The sequence below is a fragment of the Chitinophaga eiseniae genome (assembly GCF_012641265.1).
GTDB classification, from domain to species: domain Bacteria; phylum Bacteroidota; class Bacteroidia; order Chitinophagales; family Chitinophagaceae; genus Chitinophaga; species Chitinophaga eiseniae_A.
The window spans coordinates 438,015-457,554 of sequence record NZ_JABAHZ010000001.1 but is presented as its reverse complement, the minus strand read 5'-3'; the positions used below and the strand labels follow the sequence as shown (position 1 = coordinate 457,554).

Genomic DNA, 19,540 nt, shown 5'->3' with positions numbered 1-19,540 from the left:
TGTTCATCACAATGAAGACAACATCCGTTCACCTGTTTGCGCATAAACGGGAAACGAGCCGGGATCATGTCTTCCTGGAAAATAAAAATACTTTTGACAGGATTGTGCAAACCTATTCTCCCAGCCTGTTCCATGCTGCTCTCCGTATTACGCACGACACACCGGCAGCGGAAGACATTGTACAGGAAGCCTTCCTCCGCCTGTGGCAGCAACGCAACAGATTAACGCCCGACAACCTGGGCGGATGGCTATACCGGGTAGTCATTCGTCTCGCCTATAAACAACTGCAAAGAGAACAGCGGCAATCGCGTTTGGTGGAACATCTGCAAGCGGGGAAACAAGTACATTGCACCAATACAGAAAAACAACTGATTCAAAAAGAACAAACAGCATTGTTCCATGCCATATTAGACAAGCTGCCGGAAAAACAACGGCTGGTATATTACCTGAGCCGGGAACAGGGGCTGCGCCGGCAGGAAATTGCCAGCTACCTGAAAGTGTCGCCCAATACAGTAAAGGTGCACCTGCTGCGGGCTATGCAGTTTGTAAAAGAACATATGGTGAGCCTCTCCTTCTTCTTTCTCTTTTTTGTGCTCAACCAGATTTTTTTCAAAACAAGTAATACAATTGTTCCGCTCAGGGATTTATATAAAGTAAAGGAAACAATTAAAAAGCATTTACCCAACGCGCAATGCAGCAGCACCCAATTAGTGGTGCAGGTACATTCTTAAACATATCAATATCCTACTTCACCAGGCAATGACCCATCTTGGCCACGCGCTTTAATAGCGCGTGGCACAGGGGAAACATTTGCCGATAAAAAAGAAAACATGATCTTAAAAACAACGTCGCTCTCCCACAAATATACCAGCAACTGGGCTATACGGGATATCAACATTGAGATCGGGCAAACAGGCGTAATCGGATTACTGGGATCTAATGGCGCCGGAAAATCCACTACCATGAACATTATCTGCGGCGCATTACACCAAACGAGCGGCAAAGTATTCATCAATGGTATCGACCTGGAAAAAGAACCGGAAGCGGCCAAAAAAGAGATTGGCTTCCTGCCACAAACACCGCCTCTTTATACGGACCTCACGATCGATGAATACCTTACCTACTGCGCCCAACTGCGGCTAATGGATAAGCGCAAGATCAAGCCGGCCATGGACGAAGCCAAAGAACGTTGCGGCATTACGCATTTCAGTTCCAGGCTCATAAAAAATCTTTCAGGCGGATACCGGCAGCGCGTAGGGATTGCACAGGCCATCATTCATAAACCCAAACTGGTAGTGATGGACGAACCCACCAACGGCCTCGATCCCAATCAACTGATTGAAGCCAGGAAACTAATACGGGAAATAGCCCAGGAGCACACCGTGCTGCTGTCTTCCCATATCCTGTCTGAAATCAGCCTGCTCTGTAAGGAGATCATCATGATAGAAGCCGGAAGGATCGTATTCTCAGACAGTATGGATGCTTTCAACAACTATGCACAGGCCAGTACGGTACTGATGCAGATGGAAAATCCTCCCTCAAGGGAAGAACTCCTGCTCGTTAAGGGCGTTACCCGCGTGGAATTCCTCAGCAGTAAACAGGTGCGCATCTATTTCGACGGCGACCCCGACATTACAGAAAGACTGATAGCCGCCAGCATGCAACACGACTGGCGCCTGCGGGAGATCAGCTTCGATAAAGGATTGCTGGATGACATCTTTAAACAATTATCCGCCCGGTCGTACTAAAAGCCATATAAAGGAGCGCTTATGCAAACAACGTTCAAAATAGCGAAAAACGAGTTCCGTAACCTATTTTACTCACCAATAGCCTGGTTTCTTTCCATCATCTTCCTGGTGATGTGCAGTTTCTTTTATACCGGTATCCTCTATTCCTGGGCCAAGGCCAGTTACCTGGTATACAGTAATAAACCTTACGCCGACCTTTGGGTAACAGAATCCGTCACCGGGTCCATCTTCTCTAACCCGACCGGCAGCTTTTTCTTTAGTATTCTCCAGAATATCTATCTCTTCGTTCCACTGCTTACCATGAGCGTGATTAACCGGGAATTCAACAACGGTACCGCCAGGCTGCTTTATTCCTCCCCGGTGAAACTGCGCGAAATTGTAGTGGGGAAATACCTGGGAATACTTGCCTATAACGTCCTGTTGATATTGATCATTTGCATTTTTATTATATCCGGTTTCTTTGATATCCGGCATCTCGACTTTGGATTGCTTTTATCGGCCGTATTCGGTTTCTATTTGCTTCTAAGCGCATTGACTGCCATCGGCTTTTTTATGTCGAGTCTTACCCTTTACCAGGTAATCGCCGCCATTGCCAGCTTCACGGTACTCTTTATGCTGAATAGCGTTGGGCACTTATGGCAGCAATACGATTTTATCCGGGATCTCACTTATTTCCTTTCCATTGCAGGCCGCACAGAAAAAATGCTGATCGGGCTTATCTCTACCAAGGATGTACTCTATTACCTGCTGATTATTTACCTATTTGTCAGCTTTACACTGATACGCTTAAGGAGCGGACAGGAAAACCGGCCCTGGTATGTGAAAGCCTCCCGTTACCTGCTGGTGACCGTATCGGTATTAGTGATCGGGTATATCAGTTCCCGTCCACGGTTTACCGGCTACCTGGATACTACCGCGCGGCATGAGAATACCCTGCACCCGCGCACACAGGAAATTATAAAGCAACTGGGCGACAGTACGCTGGAAGTAACCCTCTATTGCAATTTATTTGATCAGAATGTGAACCATGGCCTGCCTGCAGCGCGAAATAGCTACTTATCAGATTTTTGGGAAAAGTACCTGCGCTTTAAACCAGGCATACAATTCAGGTACTGTTACTACTACGCGGTTCCTCCGGGCGACAGCTCCATCTATAAAACTTACCCGGGAAAAAGTCTGCAGCAGATTGCCGGGCTGATTGCGCGTGGGTTCCAGGTAGATTCATCGCTTTTCAAATCACCGGAAGAAATGCGCCGGATCATAGACCTGGCGCCGGAAAACTACCGACTCGTTATGCAGCTCAAATACCGGGGCCGCACTACCTTCCTCCGCCTGGGGCTTGAGGATATGCTGTGGCCGGAAGAAACTAATGTGAATGCCGCCCTCAGACGCTTGCTGCAAGCTCCCATCCCCAAAGTATACTTTGTAACCGGCCAGCTGGAACGCAACATTTATAAAACAGGAGAAAGGGAATATGCTGCACATGCTACCAGTAAAAGGAAAGGCCATGCATTGCTGCAAATCGGTTTCGACCTTGATACACTCAACCTGGCAGCACAGGACATTCCCGCGGATGCCCGGATACTGGTGCTCGCCGACCCACGCATGGAGCTGCCCGTTATTGTGCAACAAAAGATCAGGAATTATATTAATCAAGGCGGTAACCTGCTGGTGCTGGCAGAACCTGGCAAGCAACATATACTGGCTCCGCTGCTTGCCCCGTTAGGCGTTGAGCTGATGAAAGGGCAACTGGTACAACCCACTGCCAACGAAACACCGGATAAGGTATGGGTTTACTATACCTATGATGCGTTTAGCCGGGTGGAAGAGCCCTATTTCCGGCAATTTAAACGGGTATGGGACCATAAAATATATACCGACAGCATCAAGAACATATTTGCGGGCGTTACCGGTATTGCCTATACGAACGATAACGGCTTTACAGTACAGCCATGGGTAATGACGCTGCCGGAATCTGCCTGGCAGAAAGCCGGTAAGCTGGTAACGGATTCCACAGCTCCTGTTTATAACCCAAAAGAAGGCGATACTGCGCCCTCCAGTTTCCCGGCGGTCATCGCATTATCCAGGCAGCTAAAAGGGAAGGAACAACACGTTATCGTGTGCGGTGATGCCGACTGTATCAGCAACTTCCGGTTGGCCGATGATCTCTCTCACGCTTTCTACAGCTGGTTATGCAATGGCGAATACCCGGTATATACGCCCCAACCTTTTCCTCAGGACAACAGGGTGGTGCTTAGTCCTGAAGGAGCAGCCAGGCAAAAAATAATATACATCTACCTCCTGCCCGGATTGTTACTGCTGGCCGGTACTATGGTGTTGGTAAGAAGGAAAAGGAAATAGAGAGATAGCAGATGACGTATACCCGGCGCCGTTAGCATGTATTTAAACAGTTAAAAAAATCACAATGAAGATCATATTTAAGATAGCCAAAAATGAGTTTCGTTTCCTGTTCTACTCTCCCATAGCATGGTTTGTCATGATCGTGTTCCTGGTGCAATGCGCTATCTTCTACACGCCTGCTATATTTGGCATCGCCAACTGGCAGGAGGTGATGATAAAACTTACACCGAACTTTGAGGGATTTGGCAATTCGCTGACCACGAGCATATTTCTCAAAAGTGGCATATTCATAAATGTAGTACGCAACCTGTACCTGTTTGTTCCGATACTGACGATGGGACTTATCAGCCGGGAAGTCAACACCGGCGCTATAGCCTTACTTTACTCCTCTCCTGTCCGCCTGCGTAATATTATATTGGGGAAGTACCTGGGCATTATGCTATACAACCTGCTACTGGTAGGCATTGTAGCGCTATTTATGGTATCCGGTTTTTTCAGCATCCGGCATGCCGATTACGGCATATTTTTTTCTGCCGCCCTGGGGTTTTACCTGCTGGTATGCGCTTATTCCGCCATCGGCTTACTGATGTCGAGCCTGAGCGCTTACCAGGTGGTATCCGCCATCTGTACGTTTGCCATTATCTTCACCCTTAGCTATATAGGCGGCTTGTGGCAACGATACGACCTGGTGAGGGATCTTACCTATTTCCTGTCTCTCCAAAACCGAACCGGGAAAATGTTGACGGGGCTTATTACCACTAAAGATGTCATCTACTTCATCGTGATCTCCGCTATGTTCGTGTGCTTTACCTTGCTGAAGCTGCAAAACGATCGCCGGAGCAGCCCCTGGTATGTAAAAGCAGGCAGGTACCTGGCAGTAATGGCAGCGGCACTGCTGATAGGCTATATCAGTTCCAGGCCATCGCTGACAGGCTATTGGGATGTTACGGCCACTAACATCAATACACTTCACCCACGCACGCAGCAAGCCCTTAAACAGTTGGGCGACAGCACGCTGGAAGTAACGCTCTACACCAATTTATTAGGTGCAGGGATAGACCGGGGGATGCCGGAAATGCGCAATGAAGACTACCTGGCCACTTTATGGGAGCGTTACCTGCGCTTCAGACCGGATATCCGCTTCCGGTATGTTTACTATTACGATAATGATTCCATCGCCGACAATCGCTCGTTGTACCAGCAATACCCCGGTAAAACCCTGAAAGAAATTGCTGTGGAAAATGCAGACGCACGCGACATCAGCATCACCGCCTTCAAGACGCCCGAAGAAATGCACCGGCAAATAGATCTGCGTCCTGAGAGCTACCGGCTGGTGATGCAACTGAAATACAAAGGTAAAAGCGTCTTTCTCCGCACCTTCGATGACCCGATATTCTGGCCCGATGAAACCAATGTAAACGCAGCCTTACAAAAGTTACTGCAACCCGCCTTACCCAAAGTAACAGCGGTAACCGGCGACCTGGAACGCAGTGTTTACAAAACGGGCGAGCGCGGATACGCCTTCCACTCCGCCTACAAAGGAGGCCGGGGAACGCTGGTAAATACCGGTTTTGAAGTAGATACCGTAAACCTAAATACCCATAATATCCCCGCGGATGTAACTACCTTACTGCTGGCAGATCCTAAAACAGCCCTCTCTCCAGAGGTATCAGATAAGTTAAATAGCTATATCAGCAACGGAGGCAATATGCTCATCATGAGCGAGCCTGGCAAACAGGCTTTACTACGTCCTCTTCTCTCCCAGTTAGGCGTACAGCTATCGGAAGGGCAACTGGTGCGCCCTACCTATAACGAAACGCCGGATAAAGTGATCAGCTACCTGCTGCCTGCCTGCCATCATTTATCAGAAGGATTGGATTCCGTGATGGGGTACGATCCCGACGACACGCTGAAAATACTGATGCCGGGAACAACCACTTTATCTGCCGATAGCAACCCCCTCTTTACCATCACGCCGCTGGTCAGCACACTACCAGACCAAACCTGGCTCAAAGCCGGCACCCTGGTAACTGATTCCACGCTGCCTCCGTTCAACTACCAGGAAGGCGACCGGAAAAGCAGCACTTACTATACTATTCTCCAACTATCACGGGAGGTAAAAGGCAAAGCACAACGGATCATTGTTTGCGGGGATGCTGATTTTGCGAGCAATGTAAGGCTGGCCAGCAATGTTACCCTGCTGATGCCGGCGTATAGCTGGCTGGCCTACAACCGCTCTCCCGTATATACGCCAAGGCCCCGCCCTAAGGACGATATCATGGCCATTGGCACTTCCGGCGCGGAAGCACAACGGATCGCCTACCTATGGGTACTTCCCGGCCTGTTGCTGCTCAGCAGTACGATTTTATTAATCCGTAGAAAAAGGAAATAAGATGATCACCTATTTACAAACAGATGAACAAACCATAGAAGACCTGGGGCTGTTCGGGAAACGCGACAAAGGCGGGATCTACGACCTCTACAACCAGCTGCATACCCGGGGTGGAGAAGCGCTGCTGGAAGAGATGTTCCGTTCTCCTCTATCCGACGAGGGCGCTATCAACCAGCGCAGCAGCATCATCCGGCAGTTTGCCAGCCTGGGGCTCGGGTTTCCTTATGACGCAGCGCTTTTTGATATGGCAGAAAAATATCTCTCCAATCATCCCCGGCCGGGACAACATGGCCAGGAACATGTGCTGGGTGAAAAAGAGATACAGAACGGCGTCATGGCTGTCATCTCCCTGATCCACCTCACCAAAACCTTCATGGAAAAACAGGAGGTGGCGACCATAGCCGGCTATGCACCGGAAAGAACGGTGATCAATACCTTGCTGACAGAACCTGCCCTGGCGCCGGCGCTCAAAGAAATGCCCGGGAAAGGACATAAACTGCCCTATGCCGCCATTACTGCGTATGATGCACTTTTCCGGGTGAGCGAAAACGATAAGATCATCCGGCTGCTGCGCCACATTTATATGCTGGATGTATATCTCTCTGTTGCCCGCACCGCTGCCGAACGGAAATTCGTATTCCCGGCAGCGTTAGAGAAAGGTACCTGTACCCTGAAAGTAACGGGCGTGTACCACCCCTCGCTCAAAGCGCCGGTGGGCAACAATATAGAGATGTACATGCAACGCAACATCATTTTCCTTACAGGCGCCAATATGGCCGGCAAATCCACCTTTCTCCGATCCCTGAGCACTGCGCTATACCTGGCGCACATGGGCTTTCCGGTGGCGGCTACGTCGATGGAATTTTCTGTTATGGATGGACTGTATACTACCATCAATCTCCCGGACAACCTGGGCATAGGCGCCAGCCACTTCTATGCAGAAGTACTGCGGGTGAAGAAAATTGCCAAAGAACTGAGCGCGGGCAAATTGCTGTTTGTGCTGTTCGACGAATTGTTCCGCGGCACCAATGTGAAAGATGCCCAGGAAGCCACCATCGCTATTATAAAGGGATTTGCCAAACAGACACGCAGCCTTTTCCTCGTTTCCTCACATATCGTAGAAGCAGGAGAAGCGCTCCGGCAAGAAGCGCCTATTGGCTTCTTTTTTCTTCCCACCCGCATGGAAGGCCATACGCCTGCCTATACGTATACACTGGAAGAAGGTATTACCGACGACCGGCATGGTATGATTATCATTCGTAATGAAGGCATCCTTGACATCCTGCAAAAGGGAAAGCAACAAACCGACAACCACCCAAATAATTATGAGCTTCAGCACCGACAAACAGACATTGGATGAGTTGAACCTGCTGGGAAAGTTCCGGCAGGATTCTGTATATCACCTGTTTAACCAGGTAAAAACAAGAGGCGGCGGGCATTTATTGGACCAGATGTTTCGCCAGCCCCTGACAGCCGCTGCTGCCATCAATGAGCGCAGCCAGGTATTTCGCTTCTTCCAGGAGGCCAACCGGCCATTTGCATTTGATGTACAACAGCTGCAGCTGATGCAGGAATACCTCGATGTGCAGGTATCCGGTAACCCCGTGCTGGTGCTGGCAGGCACTATCGTCCACAAATGGCTGGCCGCGCTCACCCGCGATGAGCGCTACAAAAAAAAGGTACAGGGCTTACAGGCCACCATCATTACCCTGATGCATTGTTATAACTTTGTACACTCCTTCCCTGCTAATGCCGGTCCCTTTACCGCGCGCTTAGCCGATATCAGGAACCTCTTATCTGACAAACGACTGGAACGTTTGCGGGAGATAGACATCTATACGGCGCTGCCATTACGTACCCTCGCCTATTTTGAGCATTTGCTCAAAGGGAAACTACACGGGGAAATGCAAACCATCCTGACTTTTATTTATGAAGTAGATGTAAACATAGCTGTCAGCAATGTTGCCCGTAACAAGGGTTTTAATTATGCCACGGCCGTCGACGCCAATAAAAATGTGTTGTCCGCTACCGGCCTACGCCATCCATGTATTGATAAGGCCATCGGCAACCACCTGTTGTTAAACGGACAAACCAACCTGCTATTTCTCACCGGCGCTAACATGGCTGGTAAATCTACCCTGATGAAAGCTGTGGGAATCGGGTTGTACATGGCCCATATGGGATTTCCGGTAGCGGCCGGAGAGATGGAATTTTCCGTCAGGGAAGGACTGTACTCCTCTATCAATGTAGCGGATAATATAGGTCTCGGCTACAGCCATTTCTATGCAGAAGTAGTGCGCGTGAAACAGGCCGCAGAAGCGGCCGCCAGCGGCAAAAAGCTATTACTGCTGTTCGACGAGTTATTTAAAGGCACCAATGTAAAAGATGCCTATGATGGTACATTGGCCGTTACACAAGGTTTTGCTGATTACGGCAACTGTCTGTTCATCATCTCCACCCATATTATTGAAGTAGGCGAAGCATTGAAACAACGCGCCAACATCCATTTTGCCTATATGCCCACCGTAATGGATGGGAAGCGTCCCACCTACCCCTACGTGCTAAAAGAAGGTATTACGTCGGACCGGCAGGGTATGATGATCATACGCAACGAAGGCATCCTCGAATTACTCGACCAACCCCGTTAATCATGAAAACAAGCTACTTAATACTGATCGGCACTTTCTTGCTGTTGTGGCATACCAGCGCCCGCGGGCAGGCGGTAGCCAACAATAACAGGTACATCGATTACCAGCAATTCTTCAGTCATCTTCATTTAGATACACTTCGCGGCAAAGCCCTTATTTCGCTGAAAACATTGCAAGATAGCGCGGCCCTGCTGGCAGATGAAGCGCCGCCTAAAGGAGCTGCCATCACCACCCTTCGTGCCGGCAGAAAACCGCTGGACGGCGCCTCCATTTATGCGCGGCGAAAACAAAGTGTATTCATTATCGGTAAACTGCAGAAAGCACAGGCGGCGGGCGCCATGAATTTCGACCTGATAGGCACCGCCTTTGCCATCAGCACCAACGGCATTTGCGTGACTAACTACCATGTATTGAAAGATATCCTGCAAAAACCACTGCCGGGAAACGATAACGACAGCCTTTATTTTATCATTGCCCCCGATGGGCATGTACACTTTATTGACAGGATATTGGCTTACTCGCAGAACAATGACATCGCCGTATTCCATATCAATACCCAAAGCATGCCACTGGTTCCGCTGCCGCTGGGAAGGCCCGCCGAAACAGGCGATCCGGTATACTGCCTCTCCCATCCATTGGGGTATTTCTACTACTTCAGCCATGGCATTGTAGCCAGGAATGTAACCATTGATAAGCAGGCCGCGGCAGCAGGCTATAACCCGCTTGGCAAGCCTCCTGTTCGCATGGAAATTACCGCAGACTATGCCATCGGTTCAAGCGGCGGCCCGGTATTGGATAAATGTGGTAATCTGATAGGCATTGTGTCGTCTACTGCACCGATCTCAACAGACCAGGGGAAAGGCGCTATGACGACCGGCGTACATCAACAGCTGGTGGTGAAAGATACTGCGCCGGTGGCGGCGCTGCTGGAGTTGTTGGGGAGGTGAGCTGTAAAATGTCCATCGCCCAACTGAAGTGAAACTTCGGCTGGGCGATGAACAATATGAGTTTTGCAGATGATTTTAGAAGAAGAATCTTACTCCTAACTGCACCTGGTAAGGATCTCCACCCGGGTTGGCAATTCCGCTGGTATTAACGGAATAGTTGTACGAGCGGGTATCTTTGCTGAATGCAGAAGCACGGTATAACGAGGTATTGCCAAAGTTATGGCTGGCGCCCCATTTCTTGTTGAGCATATTGGCGAAGTTGAAAACATCTACAGAAAGCTCAAAACCGCTCTTCTTGGACACTTTAAGTGTTTTAGCCAGTCTTAAATCGAACGTGCCATAGAAACCATTGACACCCCCATTTCTTTCTGCAATCTTACCTTCCGATTTTTCAATATATTTTTTGAAACTACCACCGGCGCCTGAACTCAACAATTTATTCAAACCGTCTCTAACAGCCGCGGATGTTGCCGGATCATTGGGGTTAAATACATAAGCCAGGTCGTTGGTACCACTTACAAAATCCTGGTTGCTGTTTACACCAGCCAGCAGGCTGTAACGGGTGCCTCCGATACCGGAGAAGCGTACGCTGAACACAAATCCTGCAACGGTGGGCGATGTACCATAGAATACTACCTTATGACGGAATTGTGCATCCGAATAACTCATCTTACTCAAATTACGTGGATCATCTGCCACCGGTAAACTTAAGGTAGCAGTATTGGCAACGTTACCGTTGTAGGAGGTATTATCTTTGGAATCGTTCCAGGTATAGCTGGCGGTGATGCTACCATCTTTATAATAACGGTAGTTAACGTCATATACAAAAGTATAGGTATTGTTTTTACCCTTGCTGGTTAATTCCAGTACCCTACCGAACGCATTATTGATTCTGCCATCTAAGTAGTTACCACTGCCACCGCTGGTATTCATCTTATCTAAAGGAATATATACTCCCCTGTTGGCCTCGTTAGGCATCGTGAAATATGGGGTTTCCACCATATTCCTATCTATATAGAAATAGTTGTTACGGCCGTAGGTCAGGTAAGCAGAAACGCCCATTCTCAGGCGGCTGGTAATATATTTGGTATAATTGATATTAGCCTTGTAAACGACAGGTATTTTAGCGTCGGGACCTGTGTAGTTGATGAGTGGCAACTGGTATTGTGCAAAATTTGGTACGGTAGAAAGATCTTTCCTGAATGCCGCGAAATCAGGAGAAGGTATACTTACAGAACTCGCGTTCAGGTTAGCTGTTCCGAAATGCCGGCCATCAAATGTGAGGTTGTTGATGAGCATATAGTTATTAATATCGGAGCTAAATACACCTGCACCCACTTTGATATAATCGGTGTGCTTTTGGTTAACATCCCATGTGAACTGGATCCTTGGCTGTGGCACAAAAGACTTAATGCTGTTGTTGGTTCTTAAGCCCAGTGCCTTATACAGATCTTCGTTGAATGGCGCCTGGGGATAAGTAGCCATATCGAAACGTAAACCGGCCGTGAGGCTTACCCCTTTACCCAGGTCGGTTTGCAACTGACCATAGATACCGCCATTGAAAATACCGGAAGTTACGCTTGGATCGGCTACCAATGGCACTTCGCGATAAAAGGCATAGGGCGTATTATTACGGAAAGCATCCAGACCTCTGTACACATAGCGACCATTTACTTCGCTACCATACAGTGATTTGGCGTGCGTATACATGAGATCGATACCAAAGGTATAGTTTACTTTTTGGGTGTTGTAATACAGGTTATCCGTGAGCTGGAAAACGTTGTTGGTAAATCCTTCCTGACCAAAGCGGTGGCCACCGATCTGGACATTGGTAGACTTGGTAGATCCATCAGACAACACAGAAGTGACGTTTTCTACGATCGCTCTTGGAAGCGCACCTGGCAGCTCATCATTTTGCCTGCTGGCTTGCCAGGTATATAAATGCTGCGCCTTTAACTCGTTGGTCACTTTAGTGCTGATGGTAGACCTCAGCGTCAGCAACAGGCTGTTATCTTTGTTGAAGTCGTTACCGGTTGACTCATACAGGTCAATGGCCGTATTATCAATCAAACCCAGCTTGTTGATATCATTGGTATAGTTGTCCCTGATGGTCAACAGGTTTCTATCGTTAATCTGCCAATCCAGGCGCAGGAAGCCGGCATCGGACTTACGTGTCTTTCCAAAAGAGCCATATTGTGCATGGTTGGAAACGCCATACTTTGTTCTGGCAATATCTACAAATGTATCCAGTACATTCCTGGTGATATTATATACCAGTTGATCGGAATTAGATTGTACATCTGCGATTACCAGGGAACGGTTGTCGGTTTGATGGTCCCAGGCAAAGAAGTAATGCAATTTATCTTTGATGATGGGTCCGCCGATAGAACCTCCGAACTGGTAAGTGGAATAGTCGTTATTTCTTTTGTTGCCACGGATATCATAAGGGCTGGATAACCAGTTGGCACGACCATAGCCGAATACCGACCCGGATACCGTGTTGGTACCGGATTTGGTAACAGCGCTCACGGTACCGCCACCGGACCTGCCGAGCGTAACATCATATTGGTTGGTAACCACTTTAAACTCACGAACCGCTTCGATAGAGATAGAATACGGCGCACCGCTCCTGGACGTGGTAGGACCAGCAGAAGTAGGATTTTTCGCCGTCATACCATCGATCGTATAGTTGGTACCAGATCCCAGCTGACCACTGATACTGTTACCATTACCGGTAAGCGGTGACAATGCCGCTAGGTTAGCGAAGTTTCTTCCGTTGACAGGCAACCTGTTCATATCTGTGGGGGTAATGGTAGTAGCAGCGCCCGCATTTACAATGGCTTTCCTGTTGGAAGTAGATACGATGGTAACGGCATCTAGGTTTGAAACAGCTTGTTCCAGGTCAAAGCTCACCTGGAGCACATCTCCCTGGTTAAGGTTATAGTCCTGCTTTTTCTGCGCACCGAAACCCACTGCCGATACGGTAATCGTGTAAGGACCACCGAGTGGCAATTGTTTAAAAGTGTAAAGGCCTTTGTTATTTGACTGGGTTCTGTTGGTGAAACCAGTGGATTCATTTCTTACAGTAACAGATGCTCCAGGAATCAGGGTACCATCCTTGGCTTTGACCTGACCATTCAAATCGGCCAGCGTAGATTGGGCAAATACATAGGAAGACGCTAGCATACCTAACGTAATAAAGAACAGACAGAGTGATCGCTTCATCGATTTAGATGGTTTAAATTCAGTTCGCGAAATTATCTACGTGATGTTTATAGAATATTAACATGATGTTAACAAAATATTATATCTGGGTTTTCGTGTAGGCGTTACAGATAAGACAGGTTTAAATAAGGTCACGTTTTTATTGCGCTGCATATCGGTACAATTTATAACAGGAGACCGCATATTATATACTACATCGACAATCCGTCAGTACCACCATCTCCTCCCCTGCTACGCACCACCACAGGAAACCAATGTACAATTAATAGTCGTGCATTCATAGTTACATGGAAAAATCTTTTTCCAGCTATTTCTTGAATAATGTTTGGTGGTTATTAGAATTTTACTACTTTCGCGGTCCCAACAAAGAAAAATGGTATTGCCAGTGGGTGAAAAATGGTAATATTATAAACATCAGGTTTCATGGATGAGTGGTTAGGCAGGTCCCTGCAAAGCTCGTACAGCGGTTCGAATCCGCTAAAACCTCGAAACGAAAGCCGCTGGTGAAGCGGCTTTTTTGTTTTAAGCCGGTGCTGCAAAGATGTAGAAAAACACTTTCTTATTATCACCGTTTTTTATATCACTAGAAAAGAAAGACATTCATTTTGTATATTTACCGCGCAGTAACTAATAGCGCCAACCAAGGTAAATCAGCGGACAGTGAGTACAATTAACTACCAGTTACACCAGGACATAGCATTGCTGGAGCGCATCGCAGAGGGCGATGAGCAGGCATTCTCTTTGCTGTTCCGTGAACTGGCTCCTGTGGTGCGCACGCATATCCGCTGCATTATACAAGAGGATGAAGAAGCGCTGGAAGTGCTGCAGGAAACATTTATCCGCGTGTGGTTACAGCGTGATAAACTTCCGCAAATAGAACATCTTACAGCCTATATCAAGCAGATTGCAGCCAGGCAATGTTTTACGCTGCTACACAACAATGCAGTGAGAAAAAAGCGGCTGGGAGAACATCAGCCGGAAGCTATAGTGAATAATGAAGCAGAAAGTCTTCTCTCCTACAAGGAAGCACAGGAAGTATTGTCTGAAGCGGTGGCATCGCTCCCCGCACAGCGCAAACAGATTTACCTGCTGAGCAGATCGCAGGGACTGACTTCCGCGGAAATTGCGGCGCAGCTTAACCTATCGCACAGCTATGTACGCAATGCATTGAGTACCGCGCAACAATTCATCAGGGAACGGCTCCGCCAGGCGGGCAAGCATCTCCCCATCCTGTTCCTGATGCTATAAAAATTTTTTTTTGCCGGATGAGTACATTCATTCCTTTACGCTGGTTTAGTAAGTAAGGGCGTTTATCAGATTATGGAGCAGCAACGTATAAGGTATTTATTGGAAAGGTTGGCTAAGCACCAGCTGACACAGGAAGAACGGCAGGAGTTCGACTCCATGCTGTATAACCCTGCGAATGAAGAACTGTTTGTAGCGGCTGCTGCTGCTATGGAAATAGCGCCTGAAGATATTGCGCCATACGATGCCAGGCTGGAAGAAGTACTACAGGCAACACTGGCATACGACCGGCCAGCGAGTACCCGCCACCGCATCAGGCCCATGTTCCGCTGGGCTGCCGCCGCAGCGGTAGCCATAGTGATCATCTCCGCGGGAGGATACCTGCTCCGCCATCAGCAGCAAAAACAGCACATTGCTGCTGTACCACAACAAACTATCCCACCGGGAAAAGATGGCGCTGTTCTTACGCTGGACGATGGCAGCCAGGTTGTGCTGGACAGCATCGGCAATGGATGGCTAATATCTAAATCCGGTGAAAAAGTGCAAATGTCAAATGGAACACTGCAATATAAAAACGACAGCAGCCCGGGTAAAATCGCTTATAACACCATGCAAACGCCCAGGGGCCGCCAGTTTGCAGTGGTATTACCTGATGGCACCAAAGTGTGGCTCAATTCCGCCAGCAGTCTGCGTTATCCTACCTGCTTCCATAGCAGCCGCCGCGAAGTACAGTTGAGCGGGGAAGCATACTTTGAAGTAGCCCACAACGCGCGTCAACCTTTCATCGTAAATATCAGCGACCAGTCGAAAGTAGAAGTACTGGGTACAGATTTTAATATAAAAGCTTACAGCAACGAAAAAAATATAGAAGCAACGCTCCTGAGTGGAGCCGTACGCGTGGCAAAAGGCAATGAACATACTATATTGAAACCCGGACAGCAAGCCAGTATCAGGCAGTCCGGCATAACAGTCAATGAGCACGCAGACATAGAAAGAATTACAGCATGGAAAAATGGATTATTCTACTTTGATGGCGTGCAGCTGGAAGACGCTATGCGCCAGCTTGAGCGCTGGTACGACATTGAGGTACAATACGAAAACGGTGTACCGGATATCCGGTTTGGCGGAAAGATGAACCGCAATATCACACTGAACGAACTGTTGCGCATCCTTGCACGCGCTGATCTTAAATGCAGGCTGGAAGGAAATAAACTAATTATTATGCGCTGAGCTACCATACCAGGAGCACAGTACCATCATTAATCAGGCTTTACGAAAAATTCAATGGCTATCCATTGAGAGGGAAAGTATTGTCAGTAATATAAAACAAAAAATCAGATCCGGAAAAAACAAAGCCGCTTCAGGGTGAGAGCTGAAACGGCGGCGTTCGGGTCAATTTGGCCAGATATAGCTTTTATTAACCAAAACTGTAACAAATCTATGAAATTATGGCAAAGGGCGATGCGGTCTCCCGGAGTTAATCTTCTGTCGCGTAAAAATTTACTCATCATGAGATTCATAGCCTACTTTCTACTTGCAGGATGCCTGCAGGTACATGCAAGAGGCCTGGCGCAAACCGTAACACTGTCGTGCTCCGGTATGCCGATGAAAAAGGTATTCGAAAAGGTAGAAGCGCAGACCGGGTTGGTAATGTTCTACAACCAGGATGTACTGAAAGGTAGTAAGCCGGTGAGCGTACAGGTAAAAGACATGCCGGTGAACAGCTTCCTGGCGCTGATTTTTCAAAAAGAGCCGATCAATTACGAGATCATAGGCCAAACCGTATCGTTGTCCAAAAGGCCGGCCAGCAAGCTGGCGAACCTGGCTGCTGATACCGTTAAGCCGGCCATTGGCCAGGTGGTGGACCAGGATGGTCAGCCAATTCCTGCGGTAACCATCCGTCACAAGGTAACCGGTAAAACAGCATTCAGTGATCAGTATGGACGTTTTAGCGTAGAGGATGCCGGAGATATGCCGGTATACATCTTTTCCTCTATTGGTTATCAGCCTGCCCAACAGCGACTGCATCCCGGCAGAGAAACGAGGATAGTGATGCAGAAAACGGTGAATGAGCTGACTACGGTAGCAGTGGTGTCCACCGGTTACCAGACGATCCTGAAAGAGCGCGCTGCGGGCTCTTTCTCCACTATAAGCGCCAGCGATATGAGCGGTAAACTGCAAACCAATATCATGGACAGGCTGGAAGGGATGGCTGCCGGTCTTACTTCCTATCGCGGTAACACGCAGATTCGCGGCGTATCTACCATTAATGCATACAGCGCTCCGCTCATTGTGGTAGATGGTATTCCGTATGAAGGCGATATCCAGGCATTGAATCCATATGAAGTAGAAAGCATCAACGTGCTGAAAGATGCAAGTGCCGCCTCTATATACGGCGCGCGCGCTGCAAATGGCGTAGTGGTAATTACCACGCGCGGTGGTAAACCTGGCCCAGCAACGGTTACCTATAATGTGGGCGTAAAAGTAACGCCACTGCCCAGCAGGAGTTATGCCAACCGTATGAGCAGCGCCGAGCTGGTGAACTTCCAGCAGGATATGTTCAACTACAATTCCGGTGATCCCGCTGCGCTGGACCCGCGCAAAGCCATGAACGATGTATACGCACTGCTGTACCAGCACAAAGCCGGCAAAATCACCGATGCCCAGCTGCAGCAACAGCTGGACGTATACCGCAACCGCGATCGCTACGACCAGATGCTGGATGAACTGGTCAGGAAAACCTCCGTTACACAACAACACAACCTCACCGTTTCAGGTGGCGCTGATAAGTACCGGTACAATTTTTCCGGTAACTACACCGGCAACACACCGTTCGAAAAAACAAGCAGCCCTACCTCCCGATTCGGCTACAACCTGAAGAATGCATTTACCATGACCCAATGGTTCAAAATGGACGTTAACCTGCTGGGTAGCTATACCAAAGAGGATAACGACAATGGGTTCGCCACCATGAGCAACCTCAACGGCGGTAAAGCATCTTACTATATGTTGCGCGATGAAAATGGACATCCTGCTCAATGGCTGAATGGTAAATCACAGTATGAAATGGACCGCCTGAACGGTTTGGGATTGCAGGACGAAACCTACAGGCCTGTTACAGAGATGAGCCGCGCTCATAAACTGGCGACCTCTAAATACAATAACCTCAACATTGGCGCTAACTTTAAGCTGATACCAGGGCTGACACTCGACGTTCGTTACCAGACAGAGAGAACAGAAGGGTATACCAAACAACTGTATAGCAAAAACTCCTATACCGTAAATACACAAATCAACGACGCTACCGTGATCGACAATACCGGCAAAGTGATCAATTACATTCCAAAAGGAGGGCAGATCCGCGAAAACCGCTATGATGCCAATTCCTACACCTTGCGCGGACAACTGAACTACCAGGCTAATTTTCAGCATAAACACCAGGTGAATGTAATTGCCGGTGCGGAAAGAAGGAAAATTGTAAACACAGGTACAGATGTTTACAAGTATGGATACGATGACTACAACCTCAACTATAAACCCATTGATGAACTGGCGCTAAGCAATTATATCTATAACACCCAGGCGCTGTTCAAACAATTCCGTCTTTCCAGGGCTGAAAACGGTTTCCTGGTGAAAGACAACCGCTTTGTATCCTTCTATGGTAACGGTTCCTACACTTTCAACAACCGTATCACCGCCACCGGTAGTATCCGTATGGATCAGTCCAACCTCTTTGGTACCGATCCAAAATACCAATACAAGCCGCTGTGGTCAGCAGGTTTGCTATATGTGATGGCAGAAGATAAATACGACTGGCTGGATAGGCTGGCAGTACGCGCTACCTACGGTATCAATGGTAACGTGCAGAAAGATGCTGGTCCTTACCTGATCACGAAAGATGATACTTATACCAACTACTGGACTAACGACTTTCAGTCGTCTGTGTCCAGCCCGCCAAACTCTGGCCTGCGTTGGGAGAAAACACGCGTAACGAACCTGGGTATTGATTTCAGTCTCTTTAAGAGGCGTCTCTCCGGTACTATTGATGTATACAACAAGAAAACTGACGACCTGCTCGGCAACATGAACTCCGACCCCACTATCGGCTGGGATGCAGTAACGGTAAACTACGGCAGCATGTATAACAGGGGTGTGGAGTTGTCGCTCACCAGCAAGAATTTCGAAACCAAAGACCTGTTCTGGAACACCACCCTGAATTTCAGCTATAATAAGAACCAGCTTACCCGCCTGGAAAACGCCGGCAACTCTGTATACTACTATTATTACCAGGCACAGAACCGCGTAGGTAAACCTATGGGAGCATTGTATAGTATCCGTTATGCAGGCCTGGACGATACCGGTCACCCCCTCGCCTACACGGCAGACGGAAAAACTGTAAAAACTACGCAGCAGCTGACGGTGAACGACCTCGTGTATTCCGGAACTTCCGTACCACCTTATGCTTCCTCTTTACTGAACACGATTGGCTATAAAGGCATTGAACTGTTTTTTATGTTCACCTATTACGGCGGGCATGTGCTGAGAGATGTGAAATCGCCTTACCTCACCAAATTCCCGGAACTGAACTATAATTCCAACATAGAGCGCAATGTGCTGAAATACTGGAAACAGAAAGGCGACGAACTGGAGCCGGGTATGGCGCCCGCATACGGACAGGCAACCAGCGGCATTATCACCGATATCTGGGATGCGGCAGACACCTATGTTCGTAAAGCTGATTACATTAAGCTGCGCGATGTAACGCTGAGTTACCGCGTACCAGCAAAACTTATCCGTAGGGCTTACCTGAAGAATCTGAAAGTATCACTCCAGGTACAAAACCTCTGGAGGTGGAGCGCCAACCCGCAAAAACTGGATCCGGAAGTATGGAATGGTACAACGCTGGCGCCAAGCCGCGGCGCCCTTCCGGCCACTACCTATACTTTTGGTTTAAATGCAAATCTCTAAATTGAA

The 19,540-nt window shown here is 48.3% G+C and carries 11 protein-coding genes; 10 read left to right on the top strand and 1 reads right to left on the bottom strand.

The window, feature by feature from the left end; genetic code table 11:
- The first annotated feature begins 11 nt into the window (after positions 1 to 11).
- The 7 genes from HGH91_RS01685 to HGH91_RS01655 all read left to right on the top strand — a co-directional run bounded on the left by HGH91_RS01685 (position 12) and on the right by HGH91_RS01655 (position 10,096).
- On the top strand, positions 12 to 731 hold the full coding sequence (locus HGH91_RS01685; RefSeq protein ID WP_168736722.1) for an RNA polymerase sigma factor: 720 nt from the start codon (positions 12 to 14) through the stop codon (positions 729 to 731).
- A 99-nt stretch (positions 732 to 830) separates the two neighbouring features.
- The gene (locus HGH91_RS01680; protein ID WP_168736721.1) at positions 831 to 1,748 is read left to right on the top strand and encodes an ABC transporter ATP-binding protein; all 918 of its coding nucleotides are present in this window, start codon (positions 831 to 833) and stop codon (positions 1,746 to 1,748) included.
- Between the two features lie 21 nt (positions 1,749 to 1,769).
- Positions 1,770 to 4,109 carry a Gldg family protein gene (locus HGH91_RS01675; RefSeq protein WP_168736720.1) on the top strand — a complete coding sequence of 780 codons (2,340 nt, stop codon included), beginning with the start codon at positions 1,770 to 1,772 and terminating at the stop codon, positions 4,107 to 4,109.
- Positions 4,110 to 4,173: 64 nt separating this feature from the next.
- Entirely contained in the window at positions 4,174 to 6,501 is a 2,328-nt protein-coding gene (locus HGH91_RS01670; protein ID WP_168736719.1) for a Gldg family protein, read from the top strand.
- 1 nt (position 6,502) lies between these two features.
- Positions 6,503 to 7,861 (top strand): MutS-related protein, encoded by a 1,359-nt coding sequence (locus HGH91_RS01665; RefSeq protein ID WP_168736718.1) that lies wholly within the window; start codon positions 6,503 to 6,505, stop codon positions 7,859 to 7,861.
- Positions 7,827 to 9,149: a MutS-related protein gene (locus tag HGH91_RS01660; protein ID WP_168736717.1), complete on the top strand. Its 1,323-nt coding sequence runs from the start codon at positions 7,827 to 7,829 to the stop codon at positions 9,147 to 9,149. The genes HGH91_RS01665 and HGH91_RS01660 overlap by 35 nt, the downstream gene beginning before the upstream one ends.
- Positions 9,150 to 9,151: 2 nt before the next feature.
- A complete protein-coding gene (locus HGH91_RS01655) occupies positions 9,152 to 10,096 on the top strand; it encodes a serine protease (protein ID WP_168736716.1) in 945 nt (314 codons plus the stop codon).
- Positions 10,097 to 10,171: 75 nt separating this feature from the next.
- Here the strand turns inward: HGH91_RS01655 and HGH91_RS01650 are convergent, their stop codons facing one another.
- Positions 10,172 to 13,321: a TonB-dependent receptor gene (locus HGH91_RS01650; RefSeq protein ID WP_168736715.1), complete on the bottom strand. Its 3,150-nt coding sequence runs from the start codon at positions 13,319 to 13,321 to the stop codon at positions 10,172 to 10,174.
- Between the two features lie 660 nt (positions 13,322 to 13,981).
- Between HGH91_RS01650 and HGH91_RS01645 the strand changes: the two genes are divergently transcribed.
- The 3 genes from HGH91_RS01645 to HGH91_RS01635 all read left to right on the top strand — a co-directional run bounded on the left by HGH91_RS01645 (position 13,982) and on the right by HGH91_RS01635 (position 19,534).
- Positions 13,982 to 14,569, top strand: coding sequence for an RNA polymerase sigma factor (locus HGH91_RS01645; RefSeq protein WP_168736714.1), 588 nt, complete (start codon positions 13,982 to 13,984; stop codon positions 14,567 to 14,569).
- Positions 14,570 to 14,668: 99 nt separating this feature from the next.
- Positions 14,669 to 15,796, top strand: coding sequence for a FecR family protein (locus HGH91_RS01640; protein ID WP_168736713.1), 1,128 nt, complete (start codon positions 14,669 to 14,671; stop codon positions 15,794 to 15,796).
- Positions 15,797 to 16,075: 279 nt separating this feature from the next.
- The gene (locus HGH91_RS01635; RefSeq protein ID WP_168736712.1) at positions 16,076 to 19,534 is read left to right on the top strand and encodes a SusC/RagA family TonB-linked outer membrane protein; all 3,459 of its coding nucleotides are present in this window, start codon (positions 16,076 to 16,078) and stop codon (positions 19,532 to 19,534) included.
- Positions 19,535 to 19,540: the final 6 nt, after the last annotated feature.

Excerpts from the sequence above, each read along its gene's own strand:
- HGH91_RS01685 (WP_168736722.1), top strand. The coding sequence starts at position 12 with ATGAAGACAACATCCGTTCACCTGTTTGCGCATAAACGGGAAACGAGC.
- HGH91_RS01680 (WP_168736721.1), top strand. The coding sequence starts at position 831 with ATGATCTTAAAAACAACGTCGCTCTCCCACAAATATACCAGCAACTGG.
- HGH91_RS01675 (WP_168736720.1), top strand. The coding sequence starts at position 1,770 with ATGCAAACAACGTTCAAAATAGCGAAAAACGAGTTCCGTAACCTATTT.
- HGH91_RS01670 (WP_168736719.1), top strand. The coding sequence starts at position 4,174 with ATGAAGATCATATTTAAGATAGCCAAAAATGAGTTTCGTTTCCTGTTC.
- HGH91_RS01665 (WP_168736718.1), top strand. The coding sequence starts at position 6,503 with ATGATCACCTATTTACAAACAGATGAACAAACCATAGAAGACCTGGGG.
- HGH91_RS01660 (WP_168736717.1), top strand. The coding sequence starts at position 7,827 with ATGAGCTTCAGCACCGACAAACAGACATTGGATGAGTTGAACCTGCTG.
- HGH91_RS01655 (WP_168736716.1), top strand. The coding sequence starts at position 9,152 with ATGAAAACAAGCTACTTAATACTGATCGGCACTTTCTTGCTGTTGTGG.
- HGH91_RS01650 (WP_168736715.1), bottom strand. The coding sequence starts at position 13,321 with ATGAAGCGATCACTCTGTCTGTTCTTTATTACGTTAGGTATGCTAGCG.
- HGH91_RS01635 (WP_168736712.1), top strand. The coding sequence starts at position 16,076 with ATGAGATTCATAGCCTACTTTCTACTTGCAGGATGCCTGCAGGTACAT.